Consider the following 23,654-nt stretch of genomic DNA (forward strand, 5'->3'; position numbering starts at 1 on the left):
GACCAATCGTCCGTATGCGGGCCTCACGGCTGCATGACGAGGCGGAGAACTTGTCGTGACGATTGGGGTACGCGGACGAATATTCACAAAAGAAAACGACCGGAAAGCCGTCGGGCCTTCCGGTCGTCTGGTCGGTCGAAAGCCGGGATCAGAAGCGGGCGGTCAGGCTGACCGAGGCGCTCTGGCCCAGTTCGTAGTTGTTGATGCGGATCTTGTTGCCGCGTTCCTGGTACTCGTCGAAGTCCGTCCCCAGCAGGTTGCGCAGTTCCAGGGCGAAGCCCAGGTCGCGGTCCATGACGGTGAAGTCCTTGCGATAGACGAAGTCCAGGAACACGCCCGGCTCCTGCACATAGTCCGGTTCGCGGCTGGCGCCGGTTCCCGCGCCGCGGGCGGTGATCCGCTCGCTGACGTAGTTGACGATGACGGTCGCCTGCGACCGCGCCGTGTCGTCTTCCCAGCCCAGTTGCAGGTTGGCGACGTGCTCGGACTGGCCTTGCAGGCGGCTGCCGTCCTGGATGAAGAAGTCCGCCGGTTCGGGCGAACCCGCGCCGCCCAGCGTCAGGACGGTGTCGCCGTCGCCGACGCTGACCTCGGAGTCCGACCAGGTGTAGTTGGCCTGGACCAGCCAGCGCTTGTTGGAGACGAAGGCGTTCTGATCCGGGAATTCGAAGTACTTCTTCACCTCGAACTCGGCGCCGTAGATGGTCGCCTCCGGCGCGTTCAGGAACGACTGCTGGCGCTGGTTGCCGACGTCGACGATCACGGCTTCGACCGGCTTGTCCAGGTTCTTGTAGAAGACGCCGGCGGTCACGAACTGCTGGCGGGCGAAGTACCATTCGTACCGCGCGTCCAGGTTCAGGATCTCGGTGTCCACCAGATAGGGGTTGCCGATGAAGATGCGGTCGCTTTCCGGGTCGGTGTAGGCCTGCGGCGCCAGCTCGCGGAACTGCGGGCGGCCGATGGTCTTGGACGCGCCCAGACGCAGCTGCTGGTCCTCGGCGAAGTTCCAGGTGCCGGTGAAGGACGGCAGCCAGTACTGTTCGTCGATCTCGGTCGGCTGGTAGGGCGTGGCGCCGCCGAACAGGTCGCGCGGGGTGACGCTCTGCTGGCCGTCCTCGAAGCGGACGCCGACGGTGGTGCGGACCAGCGGGATCAGTTCCGCGTCGGCCATCACATAGGCGGCGTTGACCTGAAGCTCGGCGTCATAGGCGCTGGCGCCGTTGATGCCCGCGATCTCGCGCAGCTGCAGGGTGCTGGGGTTGATGTTGTAGTCCGAGAACAGATAGTCGATGCGCGACTGGCGCTGTTCTTCCGTCAGGCCGTTGACCGCCTCGAACTGCAGGTCGTGACGCACGGCGTCGCGATTGTTGTCGAAGGACGACACCCCGGCGCTGAAGACGACCTCGCGGGCGTTCGACAGCGGCACGGTGTAGGCGACGTCGGCCCCGCCCGAGACGATGTCGTCGTCCAGTTCGCTGAACGAGATCAGATTGCCCTGAACGTTGTGGATGAAGTTCCCGTCCGCGTCGACGCCGTACTGGAAGCGCGATTCATAGGGCGCGTCGCGCGACGTCTTGGCGTAGGCCGCGCGCCAGTCGATTTCCAGCATGCCGTCCATGAAGTGGTGCTCGCCGGCCAGTTGGCTGGTGAACAGCTGGCGGACGAACCATTCGGTGTAGTCGTTGCGGATGATCCCGCCGCCGGCGTCGAAGTCCGGACCGGCCGTCGAGCGCGCTTCCTTGGTGGTGTTGCGGACGTACAGGTTCGTCCACTTCACCTCGTGGTCGTCGGTCGACAGCGACAGGCCGCCCAGGAAGTTCAGGCGGATGTCGTTCTGGTTCGACTGGACCGCATAGGTCGAGACCGGCACCAGGTCTTCGCCCTGGAACTGCCCCTCTTCCTGCACGCCTTCGCGGGCGCGCCAGCTGTTGTCGTAACCGGCGACCGCGATGACCCCCAGCGTGCCCAGGCCGGTGTCCTGCGAGAAGCCGCCGGCCAGTTCCAGTCCGCCGTCGATCGGGGTCTTCTCGCGCTGCAGCAGCCGCAGCGGCGCATTGACCAGCGACTGGCCCATGGCCTGCAGCTCGTCGGCGCTGAAGTTGGCGCGATTGATCTGCAGACCGGTGTCGAAGGCGATCGCGATCTGGCCCGGAACCTCGCGCGTGTCGTCGTCGAAGCCGGTGAAGTCGGTGCGCGACCCGTAGTAGATCAGGTTTTCCTTGCCCGTCGACTCGGTGTTGCCGCCCAGCGACAGCTTCATCGTGAAGAACGGATCGGCGGGCGCGTCGATGGTGTGCAGGTCGATGACGCCGCCGCCGAACTCGCCGGGGAAGTTGGGCGAATAGGTCTTCTGGACGGTCACGCCGTCCAGGATGCTGGACGGGAACAGGTCCAGCGGCACGACGCGCTGCAGCGGCTCGGGGCTGGGCAGCGGCGAACCGTTCAGCAGGGCCGAGGAGTAACGCTCGCCCAGGCCGCGCACATAGATGAAGCGCCCCTCGACGATCGACAGGCCGGTGACGCGGGTCAGGGCGGCGGCGGCGTTGCTGTCGCCAGTGCGCTCCAGGTCTTCCGACGTCAGGAAGGCCGCGACCTCGGAGCTTTCGCGGTTCGGTTCGGGGATGTAGCGGCCCAGGACCACGATCTCGTCGACCGTCGCAGGCTCGGCCTGTTCGGCGGGGGTCTGCTGGGTCGGCGCGGTTTCGGTTTGAGCGAACGCCAGACCCGGCGCGATCATCGCGCTGGTGGCCAGCAGGACCCCGCTCAGGGTCATCTTAAATTTCTTCATGGTCTGAGCCTTGGTTCGAGAGACGGCGGCGCCCGAAAGGGGCGGCGGCGGCCCCGCGAAGGGACCGCCGCCTGCTTCAGCTCAATCAGCAGGTCGAACCCGAGGTCAGGCCGCAGGTCCAACCCTGCCACCAGGTGTCGGTCGCGTTCTGGACGGCGCCGATGTAGGTGGTGGTGTCGAAGAAGGAATAGACCGTCTTCGCATCGACCGGCGTCACGGCGTTCTCGTTCGCGCCGTTGATGAAGGCCAGGTTCTGGTTGGTGATCGTCGTGCCCGAGGCCGGGGCCGTCAGGGTCGAGGTTCCCATCGCCGTCACATTGGTGTTGCGGGCGTTGGTGAACACCGCCTGAGAGCGGGCGGCGTTGGCCGGGCGGTAGGAGATGCCGCAGGACATGTAGACCGAGCGGATCGTCGGGGTGGAGCCGCCGTCGAAGCTGGTCTGGGTGTCGGTGTCGGCGATGTCGAAGCAGCCGGCGGCCGAACCGGCCGTGCTGGTGGCGACGATGTTCACCAGGGTCGGCTGGGTGCCGGTGTCGAAGTGCATCACCGTGTGCGCGTCGATCGGGGCGTTGCGGCCGACCAGGGTCCAGTTGGCGATCTTGGGCTGCGACAGGTAGCGCGAGGCGTAGGGCGTCGAAGCCGGGGCCGAGGAGAACTCGAAGCCCGCCGAACGGCTGGTGGAGTTCGGCGCGCGCTGGGTCACGATGCCGAACTGGGCGCCGCCGCGCCAGCCGGTGTCGGTGTCCAGGCCGTCGTCGTCGGCGCCGTTGATGACGATGTACTTCAGGTTGGCGTTGCCGCCGAAGATCTCGATGCCGTCGTCCGACGAGTTGTAGGACTGGACGTGGTCGATGACCGTGCCCGAGCCGACGCCGGCCAGGGTCAGGGCCTGCAGTTCGTTGCCGGTCGAGATCTCGAAGCCCGAGTACTTGATCTGCACGTAGCGCAGACGGCCCGAGTTATCGGCCGGGGTGTTGCCGCCGTAGAAGGCGTTGGTGCCTTCGACCTGGCCGGTGCAGGTGACCGGCGCGGTCAGCTGGCAGTTGGCCTGCGGCGCGCGGCCGGCCAGGACGATGCCGCCCCACTGGCCTTGCGAGCCTTCGGTGGTCGAGCCTTCGACGTTCTGGCGGCTGGTGAAGATGATCGGGTTGGTCGCGGTGCCTTCGGCGAAGAGCTGCGAGCCGCGGTTGACCAGCAGGTAGTCGCCGCCGCCCGAGGCGAACACGCGCACGCCCGGCTCGATCGTCAGGATGCCCTGGCTGCCGGTGGTCGAAGCGGGGTCGACGCCGCGGTCGGTGCCGACTTCGGTGCGGCCGGTGATCGAGTAGATGGTGCCGGCGCGGACCGCCAGGGTCAGGTTGCCGATGATCTGCTGCGGCAGTTGGCAGACGCGCAGGGTGTTGTTGGCGATGGTGCCGACGTTGGCCAGGCCCGTGGGGCAGTCGGCCGCGGGCGTGCCCGGCGTCGGGGTCGTCGGATCGCCGCCGCCGCCGCCGCCGCCGCCGCCGAAGTCGCCTTCGCCCGGCGAGGCCACTTCGGCCGAGCCGCAGGCGGCGAGCGCGAGGGCGCTGGCGGCGACCACGAGCAGGGATTTCATGTGTTGGCCGGTCATCATCAGTCCACCGTGTCTGATCTAAAGAGCTATGACAGGGGACAGCCGAGCCCATGCCCGACCGTGACGACGCATCGCCCCCTCCTGCCCGGTCCGGATCAATAGTCAGTGCACGTGACGGTGCTTGCGCCTCTTCGTGAAACTTAGCCGGAAGTTTTGCGCAGGTTTGGGGGCGGTTTTGCGAATATCCGTCCGGTGACGGCGCAAGCGTCACACAAGCCGGGCCAGGCGACGAGGCTTGGCTGCCGCAGACAAAACTGCTACCTTGGATTGCAATGCGACGCCGTTCCCGCCACCCTGACGCCTGGTCGCGTCGCCAGACCGCGCTGCTCGTCGCCCTGGGCGCGGGGATCTGGCTTCTGGTCGCCGCCGGGGCCTTTCTGCTGGCCCGCTGGCTGACGGCCTAGTCGCCGCCCCACAGGGTCAGCCGCACCGGGGCGGACTGGCCGCCGATCGACAGCGCGCCCTGGATCACCGGCGTCTGGTCGCCCAGATTGCGGCGGGCGGTGGCCAGGGTGCCCTGATCCAGCCGGCCGGTCAGGGCCACGGTCACGCCCCGCCCGCCCAGCCCCCGGAAACGGATCGCCTCGTCGGTGACCTGATAGGCCTCGGGCCCGACGCGGATCACGCCCTCGCGCGTCCTGAGGGACACCACGACCGGCGCGGACCCGCCCCGCCCCTGCTCCCAGGCCTCCAACGCCGACGGCTGGCCGATGAAGACGCTTTCCAGCGCCAGGCCGTCGATCTGGACCGGCGTCAGCGGGCGATACTCGCCGGAGACGTCCTCGCTCAGCGCATGCCGAAACGCCTCGCCGCCGCCGGCCTGGTGGGACGGCGCGGCGGCCCGCTCGCAGGACGCCAGCGCCAGGCAGGCGGCGGCGATCAGAACCCGCCGTCTCATCGGTCCAGCGCCCGGTCCAGGGCGCGGAACGAGTCGATCGCCAGGGCGGCCGAACCGGCGAAGACCGACGGCGTGATGCGCTCGAAATCGTCGCTGGGGCGGTGATAGTCGGGGTGATAGTCGACCCCGAGATAAAGGAAGGGCACGCCCGCCGCATGGAAGGCGCCGTGATCGGAGGCGTCGACCCAGTTGTTCTCGCCCTCGTCCTGCGGCGTATCCTTGCCGAAGGCCAGCGACACCGCGCCCTGGGCCGGCAGGGCTTCGAGGATCGGGCGCAGGGCGGGGTGCTGATAGGTCCCCGTCACCCACAGATGGCCGTCGGTCTCGGCCCCGCGCGATCATGTCGAAGTTCAGGTTCAGGCTCATGGCCGACAGGGGCACGGGCGGCGACGACACGAACTCCTTGGCGCCCAGCAGGCCCCGCTCCTCTCCGTCCAGGGCGACCAGCAGCACGCTGTGGTCGGGCGCCTGGGCCTTCAGCGAGGCGGCCAGCGCCAGCAGGGTCGCCACGCCCGAGGCGTTGTCGTCCGCGCCGTTGTAGATCTGGCCGTCGTTGACGCCGACGTGGTCGTAGTGGGCGGTGACGACGATGTAGCGGTCGGCCACGCGGGCGCCGGGGATCAGACCGATGATGTTCACGCCGTCGAACGTCCTTGTCCCCTCGCGCGTATGACCCTGGGCCTGGAACGGCTGAAGCCGCCCGAACGAGGCCGGCGCCACGCCCAGCGCATCCAGCCGCGAGACGATGTAGGCGCGCGCCTTCGCCCCGCCCGCCGAGCCGGTGTCGCGCCCTTCCATGTCGTCGGCCGACAGCAGCCGGACGTCCTCCAGCAGCCGCGGATCGGCGACGGGGGCCGCCGTCGCCGTCTCGACCGGCGCGGGCCGGCTGGCGTTCGGCGGCACGCAGGCGGCCAGCGACAGGGCGGCGGTCGCCAGCAGCAGCGCGCGAAGGGTCGAAGCGGTCATGCGGTCTCCAGGATTGCGGCCGCAGCCTAGCGTCCGGCCGGCGCGGCGTCAGCATACGGATGCGTCATTCCGCGCGCGGACTTCACGCCCCGCGCCGGGGTGGTAAGGAAGCGGATGGCCGCGAATCCTCTCATTCCCGTCGAAGACCTGTCGCCCCAGGCGGCCGAGATCGATCTGGCGCGGCTGGCGGCCGAGATCGCGCGGCACGACGCCCTGTACGGCGAGGCCGCGCCCGAGATTTCCGACGCCGACTACGACGCCCTGCGCCAGCGCAACACGGCTGTCGAGACCCGCTTTCCCGACCTGGTGCGCCCGGATTCGCCGTCCAACAAGGTGGGCAGCGCCGCCTCCAGCCAGTTCGCCGAGGTGCGCCACGGCGTGCCCATGCTGTCGCTGGACAACGCCTTCGACGAGGGCGAGGTGCGCGACTTCGTCGCCCGGATCGCCCGGTTCCTGAAGCTGCCGGCCGACGAACCCATCGCCTTCGTCGCCGAGCCCAAGATCGACGGTCTGTCCGCCAATCTGCTCTATGTCGACGGCCGGCTGACCCTCGGCGCCACGCGCGGCGACGGCCGCACGGGCGAGGACGTGACCGCCAATCTGAAAACCATCGCCGACGTGCGCCCGTCGCTGAAGGGCGACGGCTGGCCCGACCGGATCGAAATCCGCGGCGAGGTCTATGCCCCCAACGACGCCTTCGCCGCCTTCAACGCCGCGGCCGAGGCCGAGGGGCGGCGCACCTACGCCAATCCACGCAACTTCGCCGCCGGCTCGCTGCGCCAGAAGGACGCCGCCGTCACGGCCGGGCGCCCGCTGGCCTTCTTCGCCTACGCCTGGGGCGAGCATTCCAGCGACTTCGCCGAGACCCAGTGGGAGGCGCTGCAGAAACTGAAGGCCTGGGGCTTTCCGGTCAACGACCGCTCGCGCCGGGTGGAGGGGGCCGAGGGCCTGCTGGCGGCCTATCGCGAGCTGGAGCGGGATCGCGCCGCCCTGGGCTATGACATCGACGGCGTGGTGTACAAGGTCGACCGGCTGGACTGGCAGCGACGCCTGGGCTTCGTCGCCCGCAGCCCGCGCTGGGCCATCGCGCACAAGTTCCCGGCCCAGCAGGCGACGACCGTGCTGGAGGGGATCGACATCCAGGTGGGACGCACCGGCTCGCTGACGCCCGTGGCGCGGCTGCATCCGGTGACGGTCGGCGGCGTGGTGGTCAGGAACGCGACCCTGCACAACGAGGACGAGATCGCCCGGTTGGACGTGCGCATCGGCGACACCGTGCGCCTGCAGCGCGCCGGCGACGTCATCCCCCAGATCCTGGGGATCGTGCCCGAACTGCGCCCGGCCGACGCGCTTCCCTACGTCTTTCCCGACCGGTGCCCCGTGTGCGGATCGGAGGCGGTGCGCGAGGGCGACGAGGTCAAGCGGCGCTGCACCGGCGGCCTGATCTGCGACGCCCAGATCGTCGAACGCCTGAAGCATTTCGTCGGCCGCCGCGCCTTCGACATCGAGGGCCTGGGCGAAAAGCAGCTGGTCGCCTTCCATGCGCGCGGCTGGATCCGCGAGCCCGCCGACATCTTCCGCCTGGCGCGCGACGAGGCCAAGCTGGCCGAACTGGCCCAGGACGACGGCTATGGCGAGACCAGCATCCGCAACCTGATCGCCGGCATAGAGGCGCGGCGGGTCATCAGTCTGGACCGCTTCCTGTTCGGCCTGGGCGTGCGCGAGATCGGCGAGCAGACCTCGCTGGTCCTGGCCCGCGCCTTCGAAAGCTGGGCGGCGCTGAAGGCGGCGTGCCTTCAGGCGGCCGCGGAATTCCCTCGGCCGCCTGGGTCGAACTGGCCGGCGCCCATGCGGTTTCGCCCCGCGTCCTGGCCCTGATGGCCCAGGCCGCGCCGCCCGCCGCCGATCCCTGGCCCGAGGCGACGATGGACATGAAGATCGGCCAGGCCTTTCCCGGCATGGCCGCCCCCGCCCGGCGCGCGCTGGCCGCCATGACCGACGACTGGGCGGGCCTGGTCGAACTGGCCCGCGTCGCCCGCGAGGAGGCGCCGTCGGAGATGCTGAACCAGATCGGCGGCGTCGCCGGCGTCGGCCCCGTGGCGGCCCTGGCCCTGGCGCACTTCTTCCACGAGCCGCACAATCTGGCGGTCGTGTCGGCCCTGGAAGCCGAGCTGACCCGCATCGTCGACGTCGAACGGCCCCAGGCCGACACCCCGGTCGCGGGCAGGACGGTGGTCTTCACCGGCTCGCTGGAACGCTTCACCCGCGACGAGGCCAAGGCCCGCGCCGAAAGCCTGGGCGCCAAGGTGTCCGGCTCGGTGTCCAGCAAGACCGACTATGTGGTGGCCGGTCCAGGCGCGGGCTCCAAGCTGAAGGAGGCCGAAAAGCACGGCGTCCAGGTGCTGACCGAGGACGAATGGCTGGCGCTGATCGGCGGCTGAAACTTGACCTAACGTCCGGTTTTCGTTGGAGATCGGCGCCGGATTGGGCCTTGTTTTGAACCGAAAGCGGGATCACCCTGTTGTTCAACGGGCCGGCCGAAGCCGTCCCGAACGAAGGGAACGACCATGAAGACCAAGATTCTGATGGCCGCCGCCACGCTGGCGGCCGCCCTCGCCTCCCCGGCCCTGGCGGCCGACCCGACCGGTCTGTGGCAGACGCCGACCAACGGCGGCCAGGTGCGCATCGCCCGGTGCGGCCAGGCGCTGTGCGGGACCCTGGTGACGTCGAACCACATCCGCGCCGACGCCAACGCCCGGGACGAGCACAATCGCAACGCCGAACTTCGCGGCCGCACCCTGCGCAACCTGCCCATGCTGACCGGCTTCACCGGCGGCCCGACCGAATGGCGGGGCGGCTCGGTCTATAATCCGGCCGACGGCGGCACCTATCGCGGCACCATCACCATGCAGAACGACAACACCCTGCGCCTGCGCGGCTGCATCGTCGCGCCGCTGTGCAAGACCCAGACCTGGACCCGCATCCAGTAGTCCCGCGTCCCTGACAGACCAAGGCCCGGCCGGAGCAATCCGGCCGGGCCTTTTTCATGCGCCGCCAGGCTCAGCGATCAAGAGCCGCGCGCGCCGCCTCGGCGTAGCGGTGGCCGGCCGCCGCGTTCTTGGGAAAGACGGCCTCGATGCGGGCCAAGTCGTCGGGCGTCAGCGACAGATCGACCGCGGCGACGTTCTGCTCCAGCGTCGGCAGGCGCCGCGTGCCGGGAATGGGGACCAGGTTCGGATCCTGCGCCAGCACCCAGGCCAGGGCCAGCTGCGCGGCCGTGACGCCCTTGTCGGCGGCGATGGCCTTGACCGCCTCGACCAGGTCCAGGTTCTTCCGGAAGTTCTCGCCCATGAAGCGCGGATTGCTGCGGCGGAAATCGTCCGGCGCCAGGTCGTCCACGGACCGGATGTCGCCCGACAGGAAGCCGCGGCCCAGCGGGCTGTAGGGCACGAAGCCGACGCCCAGTTCGCGGCACAGGGCGAACAGCGCGTCCTCCGGCTCTCGGCTCCACAACGAATATTCGGTCTGCAAGGCCGTGATCGGGTGAACCGCGTGGGCCTTGCGGATCGTCTCGGGCGCGGCCTCGGACAGGCCCAGGAAGCGAACCTTGCCCGCCGTCACCAGGTCGGCCATCGCCCCGACCGTGTCCTCGATCGGCGTGTCGGGATCGACGCGGTGCAGATAGTAGAGATCGACGTGATCGACGCCCAAGCGCTTCAGACTGTCGTCGATGGCGCGGCGGACATTGGCCGGGCTGCCGTCGGTCATCAGGCGGCTGCGGTCTTCGTTGTAATTGATGCCGAACTTGGTCGCCAGGAAGGCCTGGTCGCGCCGGTCCTTCAACGCCTTGCCGACCAGCACCTCGTTGGCGTGGGGGCCGTACATCTCGGCGGTGTCCAGCAGGGTCACGCCCAGGTCCAGGGCGCGGTGGATGACGGCGATCGACTGCGCTTCGTCCGCGCCGCCGTAGAAGGCGCTCATGCCCATGCAGCCCAGGCCGATGGCGGAAACCTCAGGGCCGTCGCGGCCCAGCGTGCGCGTCTTCATGGGCGCTCTCCTGTCGATGGGGAAACCGGCGCGAGGCGCCGTCGACAGGAATTGGGAAGGGAAAGGTCGGGCTTCAACCCGTGCATCGCCGGCGTTTGTCCGGGCGATGGTACCGCCTCTCAGGCTTGAACTGAGGACCTCCGGCTCCACAAACCGGCGCTCTAACCAACTGAGCTAAGGCGGCCCGCGCATCGCGAGGCGCGTTGTCTAGCGGTCGGCGAAGGACCGATCAAGCCGAAGAGTGCGTCCGCGCAAACAAAAACGCCCCGGCGCAAGGCCGGGGCGTTCTCGTGGTTTGGACCGTTCGGCCTACTGGAGACGGAAGCGCACGGTGAAGCGCGCCTGGCCCCCTTGCGCCACCCCGTCCACGGTGCCGGGCGCAAACCGCGCCGACCGCATGGAGGAGAGCGCTTCGCGACCGAAGCCGGCGCCCGAAGGCGTTTCCGACACGATGCTGCAGTTCGTCGGAGCGCCATTGGCCTGGACGGTGCAGAGCAGCACGACCGTGCCGTCCTCGATACCGCGCTCTTGAGCGCGGGCCGGGAATTCCGGACGCGGCTGGCGCGACCAGGACACGTTCGTGACCACGGCCGGACGGGCCGGAGCCGGCGGAGCGGGCGGAGGCGGAGGACCGGGGACGATGACGGGCGGGCCCGAATATTCGACGCGGTTTTCCTTCTTCGTCGGCTCGATCGGCAGCGTGACCGGCGGCGGCGGAGCTTGGGTGTTGATCACCGGCTCGCGCACCTGGAGCTTCGGCGGCGGAGGCGTGTCCGGCGGCGGGGGCGGCGGGGGCGGAGGCGGCGGAGGCGGCGGGACCGGCTCGACCAGCTCAACCTCGACCGACTCGTCGACGTAGTTGAACTCCTTCAGCTTGAACTTCGCCTGCTGCAGATAGAACAGGAGAAGGGCGAAGAGGATGGTGACGACCAGCAGGCAGACCAGCAGCACGGGCGTCGAGACCCCCATGAAGCCCTTCTGCTTCGGCGCGTCATAACGACTGCGGTGATAAGTGACGTCTGTCATTGCACCTCGCGCCTATTGCGTCGACTGGTCTTCGCCGACCAGGGCGACACTGTAGAAGCCGTTGTCCTGCAGGGCGTTCATGACTTGCATGAAGTCGCCGTAGCGGACGTTCTGGTCGCCGCGGATGAAGATCCGCTCGTCGGCGGGGTTACGGCTGCCGATCTGGTCGGTCAGGTCCTGCCCCAGCGAACCCACGTCGGTCCGGAAATCGCCCACGAAGACGTCGCCGTCGTTCTGGATCGAAATATAGACCGGCTTCGGCGGATTCGGGGCCGGCTTGGCGACCGCGATCGGAAGTTCCACTGGCACCGACACGGTGGCGAGCGGAGCCGCCACCATGAAGATGATCAGGAGGACCAGCATGACATCAACGAAAGGCGTAACGTTGATCTCGCTGTTGGCCTCGATCTGGTACTTGCCACCGCCGCCGGATGAAAGCTTGGCGGCCATCTGGATTACGCCCCCTTGTCGAGTTGACGCGAGATGCCGTTGATCAGTTCAGCGTTGAAGCCGTCCGCACGGGTGCCGTAGGCGGCGATGCGGGTGTTGAAGTAGTTATAGAAGATAACCGCCGGGATAGCGGCGAAGAGGCCGATACCCGTGGCCAGCAGGGCCTCGGCGATACCCGGGGCGACGACGGCCAGGTTGGTCGTGTTCGACTCCGCGATGCCGATGAAGGAGTTCATGATGCCGTACACGGTGCCGAACAGACCGACGAACGGACCGGACGAACCGACCGAGGCCAGGAACTGCTGACCGCCCGAGATGCGCTTGGCCAGACCGGCCTGAACGGCGGTGACGGCGGCTTGGACGCGGGCCAGGGTGTCGTGGCGGTGCTCGCCGGTGACCGACAGGCCGGCCTGACGCGACAGGTCGACTTCTTCGGTGGCGGCGGCGGCCATGTCGGCCAGCGGGTTGCCTTCATACTCTTCGGCGGTCGCGATCGCCTTCATGTCGGCGATGGTGCGGGCGCCGCGGAAGTTCTCCAGGAAGGAGTCGGTCTTGCGGTTGAGGGCGCCGAACTCGAACAGCTTGATGAGCAGCAGGGTCCACGAGAAGATCGAGGCCAGCAGCAGGCCGGCCATGACGACCTTCACGACCACGGTCGCTTCCATGAACATGGAGATCGGGGTGATGCCGCCGCCGTGACCGCCGCCGACGGCTTCGCCGACGGACGCGGGATCGGTTTCCGGAGCCGCAGCGGCGGGCGCCGCCGGAGCCATCGCCGTTTCGGCGGCCGGAGCGGGCTCGGCCGGCGCTTGCGCCAGAACCGGCGTGCTCGCCATGAGGACGGCGGCGCCGGCCATGGCGAGAAGGATGTTCGTCTTTTTGCTGTTCAGCATAATTCGCCAGTTCCTGCTTGGTCTGACTCGTGGAACCAAAGGTTCGGCCATGTCACCGGCCGTCCCCCAACCTGAAATGTTTCCTTCGGCGTCCCTTGTCCCAATGTGGAACCCGACCCGCCGAAAACGAGCGAGGACCCGTCCGGTTGCCCGGCTGGCCCCTCCTCCGATGGCGAGTGTCGGAAACCATTCCCTCGACCCGCCGAACTCCACCCAGAAAGTTTACTCTGGGAAGGCGTCCCGAAACCCTTTGGCGAACCGTTACCAGAGCGTCAAGGGCGAAGAGCGCGATTTCGCCGCCGGATGGTTCAAGGGCGAAGTCTTGCTCAGCACGTCATTTAGGCGGCCGATCACGACATTTTCGTGATGCGGCGACGGCGAACAGCGCAAGCTTGTTCGAAATCGGCGTGAAGGGGGCAAAATGATGCGGGAAAAATGGTGCCTGGAGGCGGATTCGAACCACCGACACGCGGATTTTCAATCCGCTGCTCTACCAACTGAGCTATCCAGGCGCCGCTCGGCGTCGCGAGAGCGGCGTCTATAGGCGAGCCGCTTTCGGGTGTCCAGCGTCGGATTCAGTCCTTTTGCGGTTCTTCGTCCGCGCCGTCCGACGGCTCCCCCGCAATGACGTAGGAGCCGGCGAACCAGCGCTGCAGATCCAGGTCCGAGCAGCGGCGCGAACAGAAGGGCTTGTACTTCGGATCGGCGTCCGCCTTGCGGCAGATGGGGCACAGGGCCATGCGTCAGTCCTCCTGGATACGGCCGCGCCCCGGCGCGACGGACGGGTCAGCGACCACGGCCGCGCGGGGCCCCAGGGCGGCGACCAGCGGCGTCGCGACCGCCGCCTCCTCGGGGGCGCAACGCGCGACGACGCGCGCGGTCGCCGTGTCCGTCAATATATGGCGCCTCAGGTCGCGGACCAGGGCCTGGGCGTGGGTGCGGCCGCTCGGGCTCAGGACCTCTTCGACCGGGGTGCGGGTCCACGGCAGGGACAACTGAGCCAGGCCGAACCGGCTGACCGGCCCGAACGCCGCCTGCGAATCCTCTGCGAAGGCCGCGCGGACGGCGCGGGACAGCGCCTCTCCGTCGCGTCCGTCGCCGATCGCATCGACGATCACCAGGCCGCCCCACGCCTTCAGGCCGATCAGCCGGGCGGCCTGGCGCAGGCCCTCGGCGTTGGCGCGCGCCCGACCCTTGGCCGGGTCGCGGCCGGGCGCGGGGGCGTAATCGATATCCACGGCGACCAGGGCGCGGGTGCGCTGGACCGCCAGGTCCAGCCCGTGGCCGGGAAACGCATGGACCTCGGCCAGGGCCTCCGATTCGGCCTCGCGCGAGGCGTCGATCGCGGGGACGCCCGTCAGGATCGGCGCGCCGGGCGCGAGGCGGCGCAAGGTGTCGGCGATCGAAGGACCGGGTTCGAGCAGGCGCGGCGCCCCCTCCCCGCACCCAGGCCGCGAACCGCCGCACCCTTGCCGCCGCGCGGCTCGGCGACGACGACCACCTCGACCCGCGCGCCCTGCGCCAGCGAATCGTTCCGGCCCAGGGGAAGAAAGGCGTCGGCTTCGGCGCCCAGGTCGACGAAGGCGCCGCGCAGGCCCGGATTGACCTGCGTCACCCGGCCGACCGATCGCGCGCCCAGGCGATGCTGGGGCGCGTCCGCGTCGCGATGGATCAGGAGATGGGTGTAGCGGCCGCCGCGCGCGATCACGCCGCGCATCTCTCCCGGCGTGTCGTCGAGAAAGACCTCCGGATCGGTCGGGCCGGTCATGGCCGCCAGCCGACGCCGTTCAGCAGTTGCACGGTCTCATAAAGCGGCAGCCCCATCACGGCGGGATGACTGCCGACGATGCGCTGGACGAAGGCGCCCGCGGGCCCCTGGATGCCGTAGCCGCCGGCCTTGCCTCGCCAGTCGCCGGTGGCGACATAGGCGTCGATCTCGGCGTCCGACAGCGGCTTGATGCTGACGCGGGTCTCGCTGACCCGCACCGACAGGCGGCCGTCGCGAACCACGGCCACGCCGGTGTGCACGCGGTGATTCCGCCCGGACAACAGTTTCAGAAAGCGCACCGCCTCCGCCTCGTCGGCCGCCTTTTCCAGAAGACGGCGGCCCACGGAGACCACGGTGTCAGCGGCGACGACGACGGCTTCGGGCCGCCGGGCCGCCACCGCCCGCGCCTTGGACACGGCCAGGCGCTGCGCCAGACGCGGCGGCGTCTCGCCCTTCAGCGGCGTCTCGTCGATGTCGGCGGGGTCGATGTGGTCGGGACGAATCCCGACCTGCGCCAGCAGTTCGATGCGGCGCGGGCTGGCCGAGGCCAGCACCAGTTCGGGACGGCTCACGCGAGCCCGCCCTTACTTGAAGCGGTAGGTGATGCGGCCCTTGGTCAGGTCATAGGGCGTCATCTCGACCAGGACCTTGTCGCCGGCCAGCACGCGGATGCGGTTCTTGCGCATCTTGCCGGCCGTGTGGGCGATGATTTCGTGATCGTTCTCGAGCGTCACGCGAAAGGTGGCGTTCGGCAGCAGTTCGCTGACGGTGCCGGGAAACTCGAGCAGTTCTTCCTTAGCCATGCGGCCTCTCACGCCCGTCGAAAACGACATCGGCCCCACGCCGGGCGGGCGCGTGGGGCGGAACGGACGGGCCTAATGCCCGAAAATGCACAGATAGTCGAGGTCAGCCGCGACGGTAGAGGGCGCACACCAATGTGAAAAGCCGGCGCGCCGTCTCCCGGTCCAGGGCGACCTTGCCCTCCAGCCGCTGGGTCAGCTGGTCGGCGCCTTCGTTGTGCAGCCCCCTGCGGCCCATGTCGACGGCCTCGATCTGGCTGGGCGAGGAGCCGCGCAGCGCCTCGTAATAGCTGTCGCAGATCAGCAGATAATCGCGCAGCACTGTCTTCAGCGGCGTCAGGCTCAGGGCGTAGGTCCGCGAGAAGGCCGGCCCGGCGATGTCGAACACCAGCCGGTTGTCCTGCAGCGACAGCTTCAACGAATACGGCCCGCCTTCGGAATCGACGGGCTGGAAGCTGTTCTTCTCGACCAGGTCGAAGATGGCCACCCGCCGCTCGTGCTCGATCTCGGCGGTGGCGGCCGGCAGGGTGGCGGCGTCCAGGTCCACCGAGGTCAGGACGTGCGGGCCGCTCATGCCTCCGCCTCGCCCAGGTGGGTGGGGGCCACCCGCGCCGGCCAGCGCTCGGAGATGTCGGTGACCACCGCGTCCAGGCATTCGACGTCCACCCGCAGGTCGCCGCCGCCGGCGAACATCAGGATGACCCGCCCGCCCGGCGCCTCGGTCGGCAGGAAGTCCAGCGCCAGCAGTTCCAGCGAAGCGTCGGGATTGCGCGGCAGGCGGCGGCTCTTGACCGCAGTCACGTCGCCGAACTGCATCGCCGAGCGGACGCGCGTGCCGCCGCACTCCCAGCAGAAGCGACTGAAGGCGATGGTGACGGTGCGCGCCTGCTTCTCCCAGACGATGTCGATGGGGCGCAGGATCGCATCCTGCAGCGCCGCGGAGATGATCTGCAGATCGTCGGCGTCCTCCGCCAGCAGACGCAGCGGCTCGACCGGCGCGTCGGAAGCGGGCGCGGAGGCGTCGATGTCAGTGCTCATCACCCGTTTCCTTGATCCGGCGAATCGAAGCCCCGCAGGCGCCGAGCTTCTCTTCCAAACGCTCGAACCCGCGATCCAGATGATAGACGCGGCCGACCGTCGTCTCACCTTCGGCGACAAGGCCGGCGATGACCAGACACATCGATGCGCGAAGATCGGTGGCCATCACCTGGGCGCCGTGCAGCGCCTCGACGCCGGTGACGTGCGCCTCGCCCGCGTGCACGGCGATGTCCGCGCCCAGCCGCGCCAGCTCCGGCACGTGCATGAAGCGGTTCTCGAAGATGGTCTCGCGAATGGTGCTGACCCCCTCGGCCGTGGTCATCAGGGCCATGAACTGGGCCTGAAGGTCCGTGGCGAAGCCGGGATAGATGGCCGTTTCGACGTCGACCGCCTTCAGCCGCTGCTTCGGGTCGCGGCGGATCACCACCCCGTCGTCGGTCGGCGTAACCTCGACGCCCGCCTCGACCATCTTGTCGGTCAGGCCCGCGATCAGGTCCGCGCGCGCCTTGGTCAGCCGCACCTGCCCGCCCGCCATGGCCGCCGCCACGGCGTAGGAGCCCATCTCGATCCGGTCGGGGATCACCGACCAGGTGGTCCCGCCCAGCGAGGGCACGCCGGTGATGGTCAGGACGTCGGTGTCGATCCCGTCGATCCGGGCGCCCATCGCCGTCAGGCAGCGCGCCAGGTCGCCGATCTCGGGCTCGCGGGCGGCGCGGCGCAGGACCGTGGTCCCCTCGGCCAGAACGGCGGCCAGCAGCGCGTGCTCGGTCGCGCCCACGGAGACGAACGGAAACTCGATCTCGGCGCCCCTCAGCCCCTTGGGCGCAGTGGCCGAAACATAGCCCTCCTCCAGTTCGATCGCCGCGCCCAGCGCCGTCAGCGCCTGCAGGTGCAGGTCCACCGGACGCGCGCCGATGGTGCAACCGCCCGGCAAAGAAACCTTGGCGTGGCCGGTGCGCGCCAGCAGCGGCCCCAGCACGTTGAACGAGGCCCGCATCTGGCGAACCAGGTCGTACGGCGCGAAGGTGGAGGTCAGCTCGGCGGCGTGGAACAGGCTTTCCTGACCGTCCGGGCCGTCGGTCTCGGTGACCTCGACGCCGAACTGGCGCAGCAGCTGTCCCAGGAACCGCGTGTCCGCCAGACGCGGCATGTTGGTCAGCCGCAGCGGTTGATCCGTCAGGATCGAGGCGGCCATCAGCTTGATGGCGGAATTCTTGGCGCCGCTGACGGGAATGTCCCCGTGAAGCTGGGCGCCGCCCTGAATGGCGATGCTGTCCATGACGTCCTTGAAGCGCCCGGATCGAACGCCGGGGGATCGCCTCTCTAGCAAGCGGCCGCACCGGCGGGAAAGGCCGCGGACCGATGAACTTCAGTTGCGGTCCTTGAGCGGCGCCGCCGGCCGGGGCGCCTTGCGGCGCCGCAGGTTCTCGCGCAGCGCCGAGGCCAGCCGCGCGGCCCGTTCCATCCGCGCCTTGTCCGCCGCCGAAGGCGCTGATGATCGGACGGATTCGGCGGCGTCCCGGCGTCGGGCGGCGTATCGGCGTCATGCGGCGGCTGGCTCATGGCGCGATCATGGCGCGATCCGGGGTTCTGTCCAAACTTTCTTTGCTCAGGTCAAAAACGGGCTTCCATCGCCGGAAGGGTTTGGCTATACGGCCGCTTCCTCAGTCGGGGCCGCCGTAGCTCAGTGGTAGAGCGCATCCTTGGTAAGGCTGAGGTCGGCAGTTCAATCCTGCCCGGCGGCACCATCTGAGACTGAAAAGGCCCGGCGATCCGCCGGGCCTTTTTCGTTTGCGCCGCCGCTCAATCGGCCAGCAGACCGCCCCGACCGGGAGAATTCGGCCAAGAGTCGCGGTCGTCGTCGCGATCCTTGGACCAGGAGAAGCCCATCGACAGGGTGCGGCTGTCGCCGCCGTCATAGCCGCGATAGCGCCCCAGGCCATACGTCGGGCCGTAGGTCGGGCCGAACGCGCCGGGATAGCCCCAATAATAGGGCTGGTTGCGGCCCTCGCGGTACGCCAGGTCCAGGCGGCCGTTCTCGCCCACCGGCAGGGAGACGGCCGCGCCGTAGCTGCGATAGCCGCCGGTGCCTATGCCCGCCTCCACCATGCCGTGGATCTCGCGATCGTCGCTCGGCGCGGCGGCCACGGCTTCCTCGAAGGACGGCGCCCGTTCGCGCGCAGCCAGCCAGCGCTGGATCTGCTCCTCGGTGGTCATGCCGTGCGGCGTGGCGTCCTGGGCCGTCGGAGCGGGCGCCGCGACCGGCGCCGGCGCCGAAGCCGCGGCGGCCAGGTCCAGCGCGCCGGTCGGCGCCGTGGTCACCACGCCGTCGGGATCGGCCAGGGCGGCGATGGTCAGCAGGCTGGCGATCAACATGGTCGATACTCCTTACGCTGACGCCATCCTATCACGGCGATTGCGGCCAAGGTCAGGCCTTTCCGTCGCCCCGGCCCAGCGGGTCCGGCAAGGGCTCGCCCTCGGGCACGAAGGTCAGCGCGACCGAGTTGATGCAGTAGCGGTCGCCGGTCGGCGGCGGCCCGTCGGGGAAGACGTGGCCCTGGTGGCTGTCGCAGCGGGCGCAGCGGGTCTCGACCCGCACCATGCCGTAGCTGGTGTCGCGCACCGCCCGGACGTTGGCGGGATCGACCGGCTCGGTGAAGCTGGGCCAGCCTGTGCCGCTTTCGAACTTGGCGCCGCTGCGGAACAGCGGCAGGCCGCATTCGCGGCAGCAGAAGACGCCCGCGCGCTTTTCGCCCAGCAAGGTTCCGCAGAACGGCGCCTCGGTGCCGTGCGCCAGCAGCACCCGCTTCTCCTCCGGCGACAGATCGGCCTCCAGCCGGGCGCGCTCTTCGTCGGTGGGCGGCGTCAGGTCGAAACCCGAGGGGGACGGCTGGGCGGGGCGCGTGTCGGTGTCGGTCATGACACGCAAATAAGAAGGGCCGGACAGAGGTTCCACCCCTGCCCGGCCCCCGCCTGCAAGATCAGGCCTGGCGGCGCGCCTAGAACAGCGTGCCCACCCAGGTCCGCACGGCCGCCTCGTCGGTCGGATTGCCGGTGTAGGCCAGGCCCTGGGCCGGCGTGAACGGCGCGTCGTTGCCCCGCTCGCGCGTCATCCAGGCCTTGTGGCCGTAGCTGAGCTCCGCATAGTTCGACGGCAGGCGCAGCACGGTCGGCTCGATGAAGATCGAATCCTCGGCCGTCGCCGATCCGGCCAGGCGCACGTTCGGCAGGCGCGTCAGCAGGTCCAGCGTGTCCAGGCAGCCGCTGGTGCAGCCGCCGTCGACCAGCACGATCACCGGCCCCTGCACAGGGTTAGCCGCGCCCGTGTCCGGCACCGACGGGCGGCCCGGCAGGGTGAAGGTCGCCTGATTGGCCGCCAGGGCCGAATCGAAGGCGGCGACGATGGCCTGGGTCTGCTCGATGATCGGCGCCGATTCCTGGACGAAGCGCGGATCGGCCTGCATCCGGGCCAGGGTGTCGACGAACCACTGGCGGTTGGCCGGGGTGGCCCGATAGGTGACGGAGCCGGCCTCGGGCTGGCGGCTGACGGTGAACTCCGGCGTCCAGATGCGGTTGGCCAGGCCATAGCCGCGCGACGTGGCGTTCAGCGCGGCGCCGTTGGCCCCGCGCAGGTCGATGACCACGCCCTGCGGCCCGCGGATCGCCGGCAGCTGCGCCTCGACCGCGGCGTAGAAGGCGTCCCAGCCCGCGTCGTCGGCCAGGCTGTGGACGTGGATCCAGGGACGGCCGTCGACGGTTTCGACCGCCAGCGGATTGGCGCCGGGCGTATAGACGCTGGCGCGGTAGGCGGCTTCCATCGCCGCGCGGTCGACGGTCTGGGGCGGCAGGCGATAGTCGCGGGTGCGACGGCCCTGCTTGAACTGGCATTCCCCGGTCGGAACGCCGCCGGCGAACGGGTTGTTGCGGTTCCACAGCAGATAGGGCGCCGTGCGCACCTTGCCCGCCTCGGTCGTCAGGTCGCCTTCCCAGCGGTCCAGCTTTTCGGAGGCCATCTGGGCGGCGGTTTCCTCGCCGCAGCCCACGAAGACGGCGCCGACCGGCGGCAGGCCCCGCACGCCCGGCTGCACATAGGAGACGACGTATTCGCCGTTGCGCCAGGCCGTCGCCAGCCCCGGCCAGCCGATGGCGAAGAACGGCCCCAGGCCGTCATAGGTCGGGCGGATGGCGATGTTCGAATCACGGAAGCCGTTGGCGTAGAACCGCATCAGATAGGCGTGGCTGTCGCCGCTGTTGACGCGGCCGACCTGACCCAGGGCCTCTTGCAGGCCGGCGTCGATCCAGGCGCGGAAGTCCTCGCTGGCGGCGCCGGGAACCACGGCGGCGATGGATGGTTGGCGGCCAAGGCGTCGTGCGCGGCCTGAAGGTCCTGCTGCGCCAGCGCGCGGAAATCCTGGGCCGAGGCGGCGCCGGCGGCGAGAGCCACGGCCAGGGCCGAGGCGGCGGCGAACATGCGGGTCATGGGGGAACTCCTGAAGCCTGCTCACGAAGGGGGCGACGACGTTAAAGCTTAACGTCCCCACGCTTGCCAACCCCGCAGGCCGCCTTTTCGCCCTCGCATCGCCCCGGATGCGGCGATGCGGCGCGGCCTACAGGGGCGGCGTCGCCGGCGTCGTCGGGCCGAACAGGCGGCGGAAGCTGTCGTGCAGCGCGCCGTCCGCCTCGTCCATCGCCGCCAGGACGCCCAGGTCGACCAGGCTGGTCACCCCATGCTCCTGGATGCCGCACGGCACGATGCCGCCGAAGTGGGACAGGTCGGGTTCGACGTTCAGGCTGACGCCGTGGAAGGTCACCCATTTGCGGACCTTCACGCCGATGGCGGCGATCTTGTCCTCGCGCGCCCAGCCCGCGCCCTTGCGTTCGACCCACACGCCGACGCGGCCGTCGCGCACGCCCGCCGGGACGCCGAAGGCGGCCAGCGCCTCGATCAGCCAGCCTTCCAGCCCGCGCACGAAGGCCCGCACGTCGCGCCCGCGCCGGCCCAGGTCCAGCATCACATAGGCCACGCGCTGGCCGGGGCCGTGATAGGTGAACTGCCCGCCCCGCCCCGTCCGGTGGACCGGGAAACGCCCGGCGTCCAGCAGGTCCTCGTCCCGCGCCGAGACGCCGGCGGTGTAGAGCGGGGGATGCTCCAGCAGCCACACCATCTCTGCCGCCTCGCCCGCGGCGATGGCGGCGACGCGCGCCTCCATGAAGGCCTCGGCGGCCGCATAGTCGACGGGGGCGGCGGAGACCGCCCATTCGACCGGACGATCGTCGTCGCGAAACAGCGTCCTGGACGGGGGACTTAACGGCTCGGCAAGCATGACCCTTCAATGTGGGCGGCGGGGCGGTTGCGCAAGGGCGCGCGCCCGAGTGAACCGGATCGCATCTTGAGCCAGATCGAAGCTGTCGACGTCGAAATCTCCGTGGTGCTGGGCCGGTCGGTGCTGCCGATGTCCCAATTGCTGCGCATGGGCCGCGGCGCGGTGATTCCGCTGGACGCCTCCGAGCGGGACGAGGTGTGGATCCTGGCCAACAACCACCCGGTGGCGCGCGGCGAGATCGAGATTCGCGACGACCGCATCGCCATCACCGTGACCCGCCCCGCCGACGTCTATGACTTCATGGCCGGCGCGGCCTGACGGCCCGTCCCGGCGACGTCGTTGCTGGCACTAGACACCCGCCGCCCACTCGTCTATTCGCCGCCGCTCCGATGCGAGCGGTCGTGGCGGAATTGGTAGACGCGCAGCGTTGAGGTCGCTGTGGGGCAACCCGTGGAAGTTCGAGTCTTCTCGACCGCACCATCTGGTTTGACAGGGCGATTCATCGGCTAACTGCGGCTGGGCACACTACCAACGGGAGGCGACAACGTGAGCACCACGGACACCGCCCTCCTGAGCGCCGAGCCGGATGTCGAGGAACACGTCGCCCTGGACGAGGACTACGTCCTCACGCCCGGCTTCGTCGAAAAGGTCGTGGACGCCGCCGACGACGGCGACGGAATGCGGCTGCGCTCGCTGCTGGAAGACCTGCACCCCGCCGACGTCGCCGACCTGATGGGCTTCCTGACGGCCGAGCACCGGGCCGTGGTGGTGCTGTGGCTGCCGCCCGAACTGCTGGCCGAGACCCTGCCCGAGCTGGACGACGGCATCCGCGAGGAGGTGCTGGAGCGCGTGCCGCACGGCACCCTGGCCGAGGCGCTGCAGGAACTGGATTCCGACGACGCCGCCGCCGTGGTCGAGGACCTGGAGGACGACCAGCGCGAACGCGTCCTGGCCGCCATGCCCGAGGTCGACCGCGCCGCCATCGAGAGCAGCCTGGGCTATGCTGAGGATTCCGCCGGCCGCCTGATGCAGCGCGAGGTCATGGCCGCGCCCCAGTTCTGGAACGTCGGCGACACCATCGACCACATCCGCCGCCAGGGCGACGACCTGCCCGAACTGTTCTTCGACATCTATGTGGTCGATCCCGTGAACCGCCCCGTCGGCGGCGTGGCGGTCAGCAGCCTGCTGCGCGCCCCCGGTCCACGCCCCTGTCGGACCTGATGGACCCGATCAACGAGATCGCCGTCGACCAGGACCAGGAAGAGGTCGCCTACATCTTCGAGAAATACCACCTGATCTCGGCGCCCGTGGTCGACGCCGGCGGGCGGCTGGTGGGCCAGATCACCGTCGACGACATCGTCAACATCATCCAGGAAGAGAACCGCGAGGACATCCTGCGCCTGGCCGGCGTGTCCGACGAGGATCGCGGCTCCAGCGTGGCCGAGATCGTGCGCGGCCGCGTGCCCTGGCTGGCGATCAACCTGGCCACCGCGGCCCTGGGCGCCAGCGTCATCGGCCTGTTCGAGGGCACCATCCAGCAGATCGTGGCCCTGGCGGTGCTGATGCCGATCGTGTCGGCCATCGGCGGCAACGCCGGGACCCAGGCCCTGACGGTGACGGTGCGGGCGCTGGCGACGCGTGAGCTGAACTCGGCCAACGCCACGCGCACCTTCCTGCGCGAACTGGCGGTGGGCATGGCCAACGGCCTGGTCCTGGCGCCGCTGATCGGCGTGGCGGCCGCCTTCTGGTTCCGCGACGAGGACTGGCGCATCGGCCTGGTCATCGCCGCCGCCATGGTGCTGAACCTGCTGGTCGCGGCGATGGTGGGGATGCTGACGCCCCTGACCCTGTCGAGGCTGAAGCTGGACCCCGCGGTGTCCTCGGCCGTGTTCGTCACGGCGACGACGGACTTCTTCGGCTTCCTGATCTTCCTGGGCCTGGCGACGATCGTCCTGCTTTAGCCGCGAGGCGGGCGTAGGTCGGCCCGCCCCTTGCTGAGATCGGTGCGAGGGCCCCGCCTCCGTATCGAATTGGGTCAATC

The 23,654-nt window shown here is 69.4% G+C and carries 22 protein-coding genes, 4 tRNA genes and 2 pseudogenes; 7 read left to right on the forward strand and 21 right to left on the reverse strand.

The window, feature by feature from the left end; genetic code table 11:
* Positions 1-148: 148 nt before the first annotated feature.
* Complete coding sequence (locus tag MU852_RS02500) at positions 149-2,788, reverse strand: TonB-dependent receptor domain-containing protein (RefSeq protein WP_249750885.1); 2,640 nt, start codon at positions 2,786-2,788, stop codon at positions 149-151.
* An 85-nt stretch (positions 2,789-2,873) separates the two neighbouring features.
* Positions 2,874-4,385 carry a hypothetical protein gene (locus MU852_RS02505; RefSeq protein WP_249750886.1) on the reverse strand — a complete coding sequence of 504 codons (1,512 nt, stop codon included), beginning with the start codon at positions 4,383-4,385 and terminating at the stop codon, positions 2,874-2,876.
* Positions 4,386-4,675: 290 nt separating this feature from the next.
* Here MU852_RS02505 and MU852_RS17185 point away from each other — a divergent pair, with 290 nt between their 5' ends.
* Positions 4,676-4,807 carry a hypothetical protein gene (locus MU852_RS17185; protein ID WP_283843746.1) on the forward strand — a complete coding sequence of 44 codons (132 nt, stop codon included), beginning with the start codon at positions 4,676-4,678 and terminating at the stop codon, positions 4,805-4,807.
* Here the strand turns inward: MU852_RS17185 and MU852_RS18095 are convergent.
* A complete protein-coding gene (locus MU852_RS18095; protein ID WP_430641179.1) occupies positions 4,804-6,267 on the reverse strand; it encodes a M28 family peptidase in 1,464 nt (487 codons plus the stop codon). The genes MU852_RS17185 and MU852_RS18095 overlap by 4 nt on opposite strands.
* 114 nt (positions 6,268-6,381) lie before the next feature.
* Between MU852_RS18095 and ligA the strand changes: the two are divergent.
* Together ligA and MU852_RS02525 are read left to right on the forward strand one after the other, a co-directional pair.
* Positions 6,382-8,708: pseudogene (gene ligA / locus MU852_RS02520) on the forward strand (NAD-dependent DNA ligase LigA).
* Positions 8,709-8,834: 126 nt separating this feature from the next.
* Positions 8,835-9,257, forward strand: coding sequence for a DUF2147 domain-containing protein (locus MU852_RS02525; RefSeq protein WP_249750887.1), 423 nt, complete (start codon positions 8,835-8,837; stop codon positions 9,255-9,257).
* 70 nt (positions 9,258-9,327) lie between these two features.
* Here the strand turns inward: MU852_RS02525 and MU852_RS02530 are convergent, their stop codons facing one another.
* The 14 genes from MU852_RS02530 to murA all read right to left on the reverse strand — a co-directional run bounded on the left by MU852_RS02530 (position 9,328) and on the right by murA (position 17,568).
* Complete coding sequence (locus tag MU852_RS02530) at positions 9,328-10,314, reverse strand: aldo/keto reductase (protein ID WP_249750888.1); 987 nt, start codon at positions 10,312-10,314, stop codon at positions 9,328-9,330.
* Positions 10,315-10,421: 107 nt separating this feature from the next.
* A tRNA-His gene (locus MU852_RS02535) sits at positions 10,422-10,498 on the reverse strand.
* A 125-nt stretch (positions 10,499-10,623) separates the two neighbouring features.
* The gene (locus tag MU852_RS17190) at positions 10,624-11,340 is read right to left on the reverse strand and encodes an energy transducer TonB (protein WP_283843747.1); all 717 of its coding nucleotides are present in this window, start codon (positions 11,338-11,340) and stop codon (positions 10,624-10,626) included.
* Between the two features lie 12 nt (positions 11,341-11,352).
* Positions 11,353-11,790, reverse strand: a complete 438-nt coding sequence (locus tag MU852_RS02550) for an ExbD/TolR family protein (RefSeq protein WP_249750889.1) — start codon at positions 11,788-11,790, stop codon at positions 11,353-11,355.
* 5 nt (positions 11,791-11,795) lie between these two features.
* On the reverse strand, positions 11,796-12,683 hold the full coding sequence (locus MU852_RS02555; protein WP_249751840.1) for a MotA/TolQ/ExbB proton channel family protein: 888 nt from the start codon (positions 12,681-12,683) through the stop codon (positions 11,796-11,798).
* A 436-nt stretch (positions 12,684-13,119) separates the two neighbouring features.
* Positions 13,120-13,195, reverse strand: a tRNA-Phe gene (locus tag MU852_RS02560).
* 63 nt (positions 13,196-13,258) lie between these two features.
* Entirely contained in the window at positions 13,259-13,423 is a 165-nt protein-coding gene (locus tag MU852_RS02565) for a DNA gyrase inhibitor YacG (RefSeq protein ID WP_249750890.1), read from the reverse strand.
* A 3-nt stretch (positions 13,424-13,426) separates the two neighbouring features.
* Positions 13,427-14,074, reverse strand: a complete 648-nt coding sequence (locus tag MU852_RS02570; protein ID WP_249750891.1) for a ribonuclease E/G — start codon at positions 14,072-14,074, stop codon at positions 13,427-13,429.
* A complete protein-coding gene (locus tag MU852_RS02575) occupies positions 14,041-14,451 on the reverse strand; it encodes a S1 domain-containing protein (RefSeq protein WP_249750892.1) in 411 nt (136 codons plus the stop codon). The genes MU852_RS02570 and MU852_RS02575 overlap by 34 nt, the downstream gene beginning before the upstream one ends.
* Complete coding sequence (locus tag MU852_RS02580) at positions 14,448-15,023, reverse strand: Maf family protein (RefSeq protein WP_249750893.1); 576 nt, start codon at positions 15,021-15,023, stop codon at positions 14,448-14,450. Before MU852_RS02580 ends, MU852_RS02575 begins: the two co-directional genes overlap by 4 nt.
* A 12-nt stretch (positions 15,024-15,035) precedes the next feature.
* Positions 15,036-15,254: a translation initiation factor IF-1 gene (infA, locus tag MU852_RS02585; protein ID WP_008261544.1), complete on the reverse strand. Its 219-nt coding sequence runs from the start codon at positions 15,252-15,254 to the stop codon at positions 15,036-15,038.
* Positions 15,255-15,357: 103 nt separating this feature from the next.
* A complete protein-coding gene (locus MU852_RS02590) occupies positions 15,358-15,825 on the reverse strand; it encodes a UPF0262 family protein (RefSeq protein WP_249750894.1) in 468 nt (155 codons plus the stop codon).
* Positions 15,822-16,289, reverse strand: a complete 468-nt coding sequence (locus tag MU852_RS02595) for a DUF2948 family protein (RefSeq protein ID WP_249750895.1) — start codon at positions 16,287-16,289, stop codon at positions 15,822-15,824. The genes MU852_RS02590 and MU852_RS02595 overlap by 4 nt, the downstream gene beginning before the upstream one ends.
* The gene (gene murA, locus MU852_RS02600) at positions 16,279-17,568 is read right to left on the reverse strand and encodes a UDP-N-acetylglucosamine 1-carboxyvinyltransferase (protein ID WP_249750896.1); all 1,290 of its coding nucleotides are present in this window, start codon (positions 17,566-17,568) and stop codon (positions 16,279-16,281) included. Before murA ends, MU852_RS02595 begins: the two co-directional genes overlap by 11 nt.
* A gap of 394 nt (positions 17,569-17,962) precedes the next feature.
* Between murA and MU852_RS02605 the strand changes: the two genes are divergently transcribed.
* Positions 17,963-18,037: transfer RNA gene (locus MU852_RS02605), tRNA-Thr, on the forward strand.
* 55 nt (positions 18,038-18,092) lie between these two features.
* Here MU852_RS02605 and MU852_RS02610 read toward each other — a convergent pair.
* From MU852_RS02610 to lipB, 4 genes are all read right to left on the reverse strand, one after another.
* Positions 18,093-18,665, reverse strand: a complete 573-nt coding sequence (locus MU852_RS02610) for a hypothetical protein (RefSeq protein WP_249750897.1) — start codon at positions 18,663-18,665, stop codon at positions 18,093-18,095.
* Between the two features lie 52 nt (positions 18,666-18,717).
* Positions 18,718-19,209, reverse strand: coding sequence for a peptide-methionine (R)-S-oxide reductase MsrB (gene msrB, locus MU852_RS02615; protein ID WP_249750898.1), 492 nt, complete (start codon positions 19,207-19,209; stop codon positions 18,718-18,720).
* A gap of 79 nt (positions 19,210-19,288) precedes the next feature.
* The gene (locus tag MU852_RS02620; protein ID WP_249750899.1) at positions 19,289-20,626 is read right to left on the reverse strand and encodes a hypothetical protein; all 1,338 of its coding nucleotides are present in this window, start codon (positions 20,624-20,626) and stop codon (positions 19,289-19,291) included.
* 270 nt (positions 20,627-20,896) lie between these two features.
* Complete coding sequence (gene lipB / locus MU852_RS02625; RefSeq protein ID WP_249750900.1) at positions 20,897-21,613, reverse strand: lipoyl(octanoyl) transferase LipB; 717 nt, start codon at positions 21,611-21,613, stop codon at positions 20,897-20,899.
* A gap of 9 nt (positions 21,614-21,622) precedes the next feature.
* Here lipB and MU852_RS02630 point away from each other — a divergent pair, with 9 nt between their 5' ends.
* The 3 genes and pseudogenes from MU852_RS02630 (at position 21,623) to mgtE (ending at position 23,574) form a co-directional block, all read left to right on the forward strand.
* A complete protein-coding gene (locus tag MU852_RS02630) occupies positions 21,623-21,931 on the forward strand; it encodes a FliM/FliN family flagellar motor switch protein (RefSeq protein WP_249750901.1) in 309 nt (102 codons plus the stop codon).
* A 77-nt stretch (positions 21,932-22,008) separates the two neighbouring features.
* Positions 22,009-22,093, forward strand: a tRNA-Leu gene (locus MU852_RS02635).
* Positions 22,094-22,159: 66 nt separating this feature from the next.
* Positions 22,160-23,574 (forward strand): annotated as a pseudogene (gene mgtE, locus MU852_RS18100) (magnesium transporter).
* Positions 23,575-23,654 lie beyond the last annotated feature (80 nt).

Origin of the sequence: Brevundimonas albigilva (assembly GCF_023503965.1) — a bacterium.
GTDB classification, from domain to species: Bacteria; Pseudomonadota; Alphaproteobacteria; order Caulobacterales; family Caulobacteraceae; genus Brevundimonas; species Brevundimonas albigilva.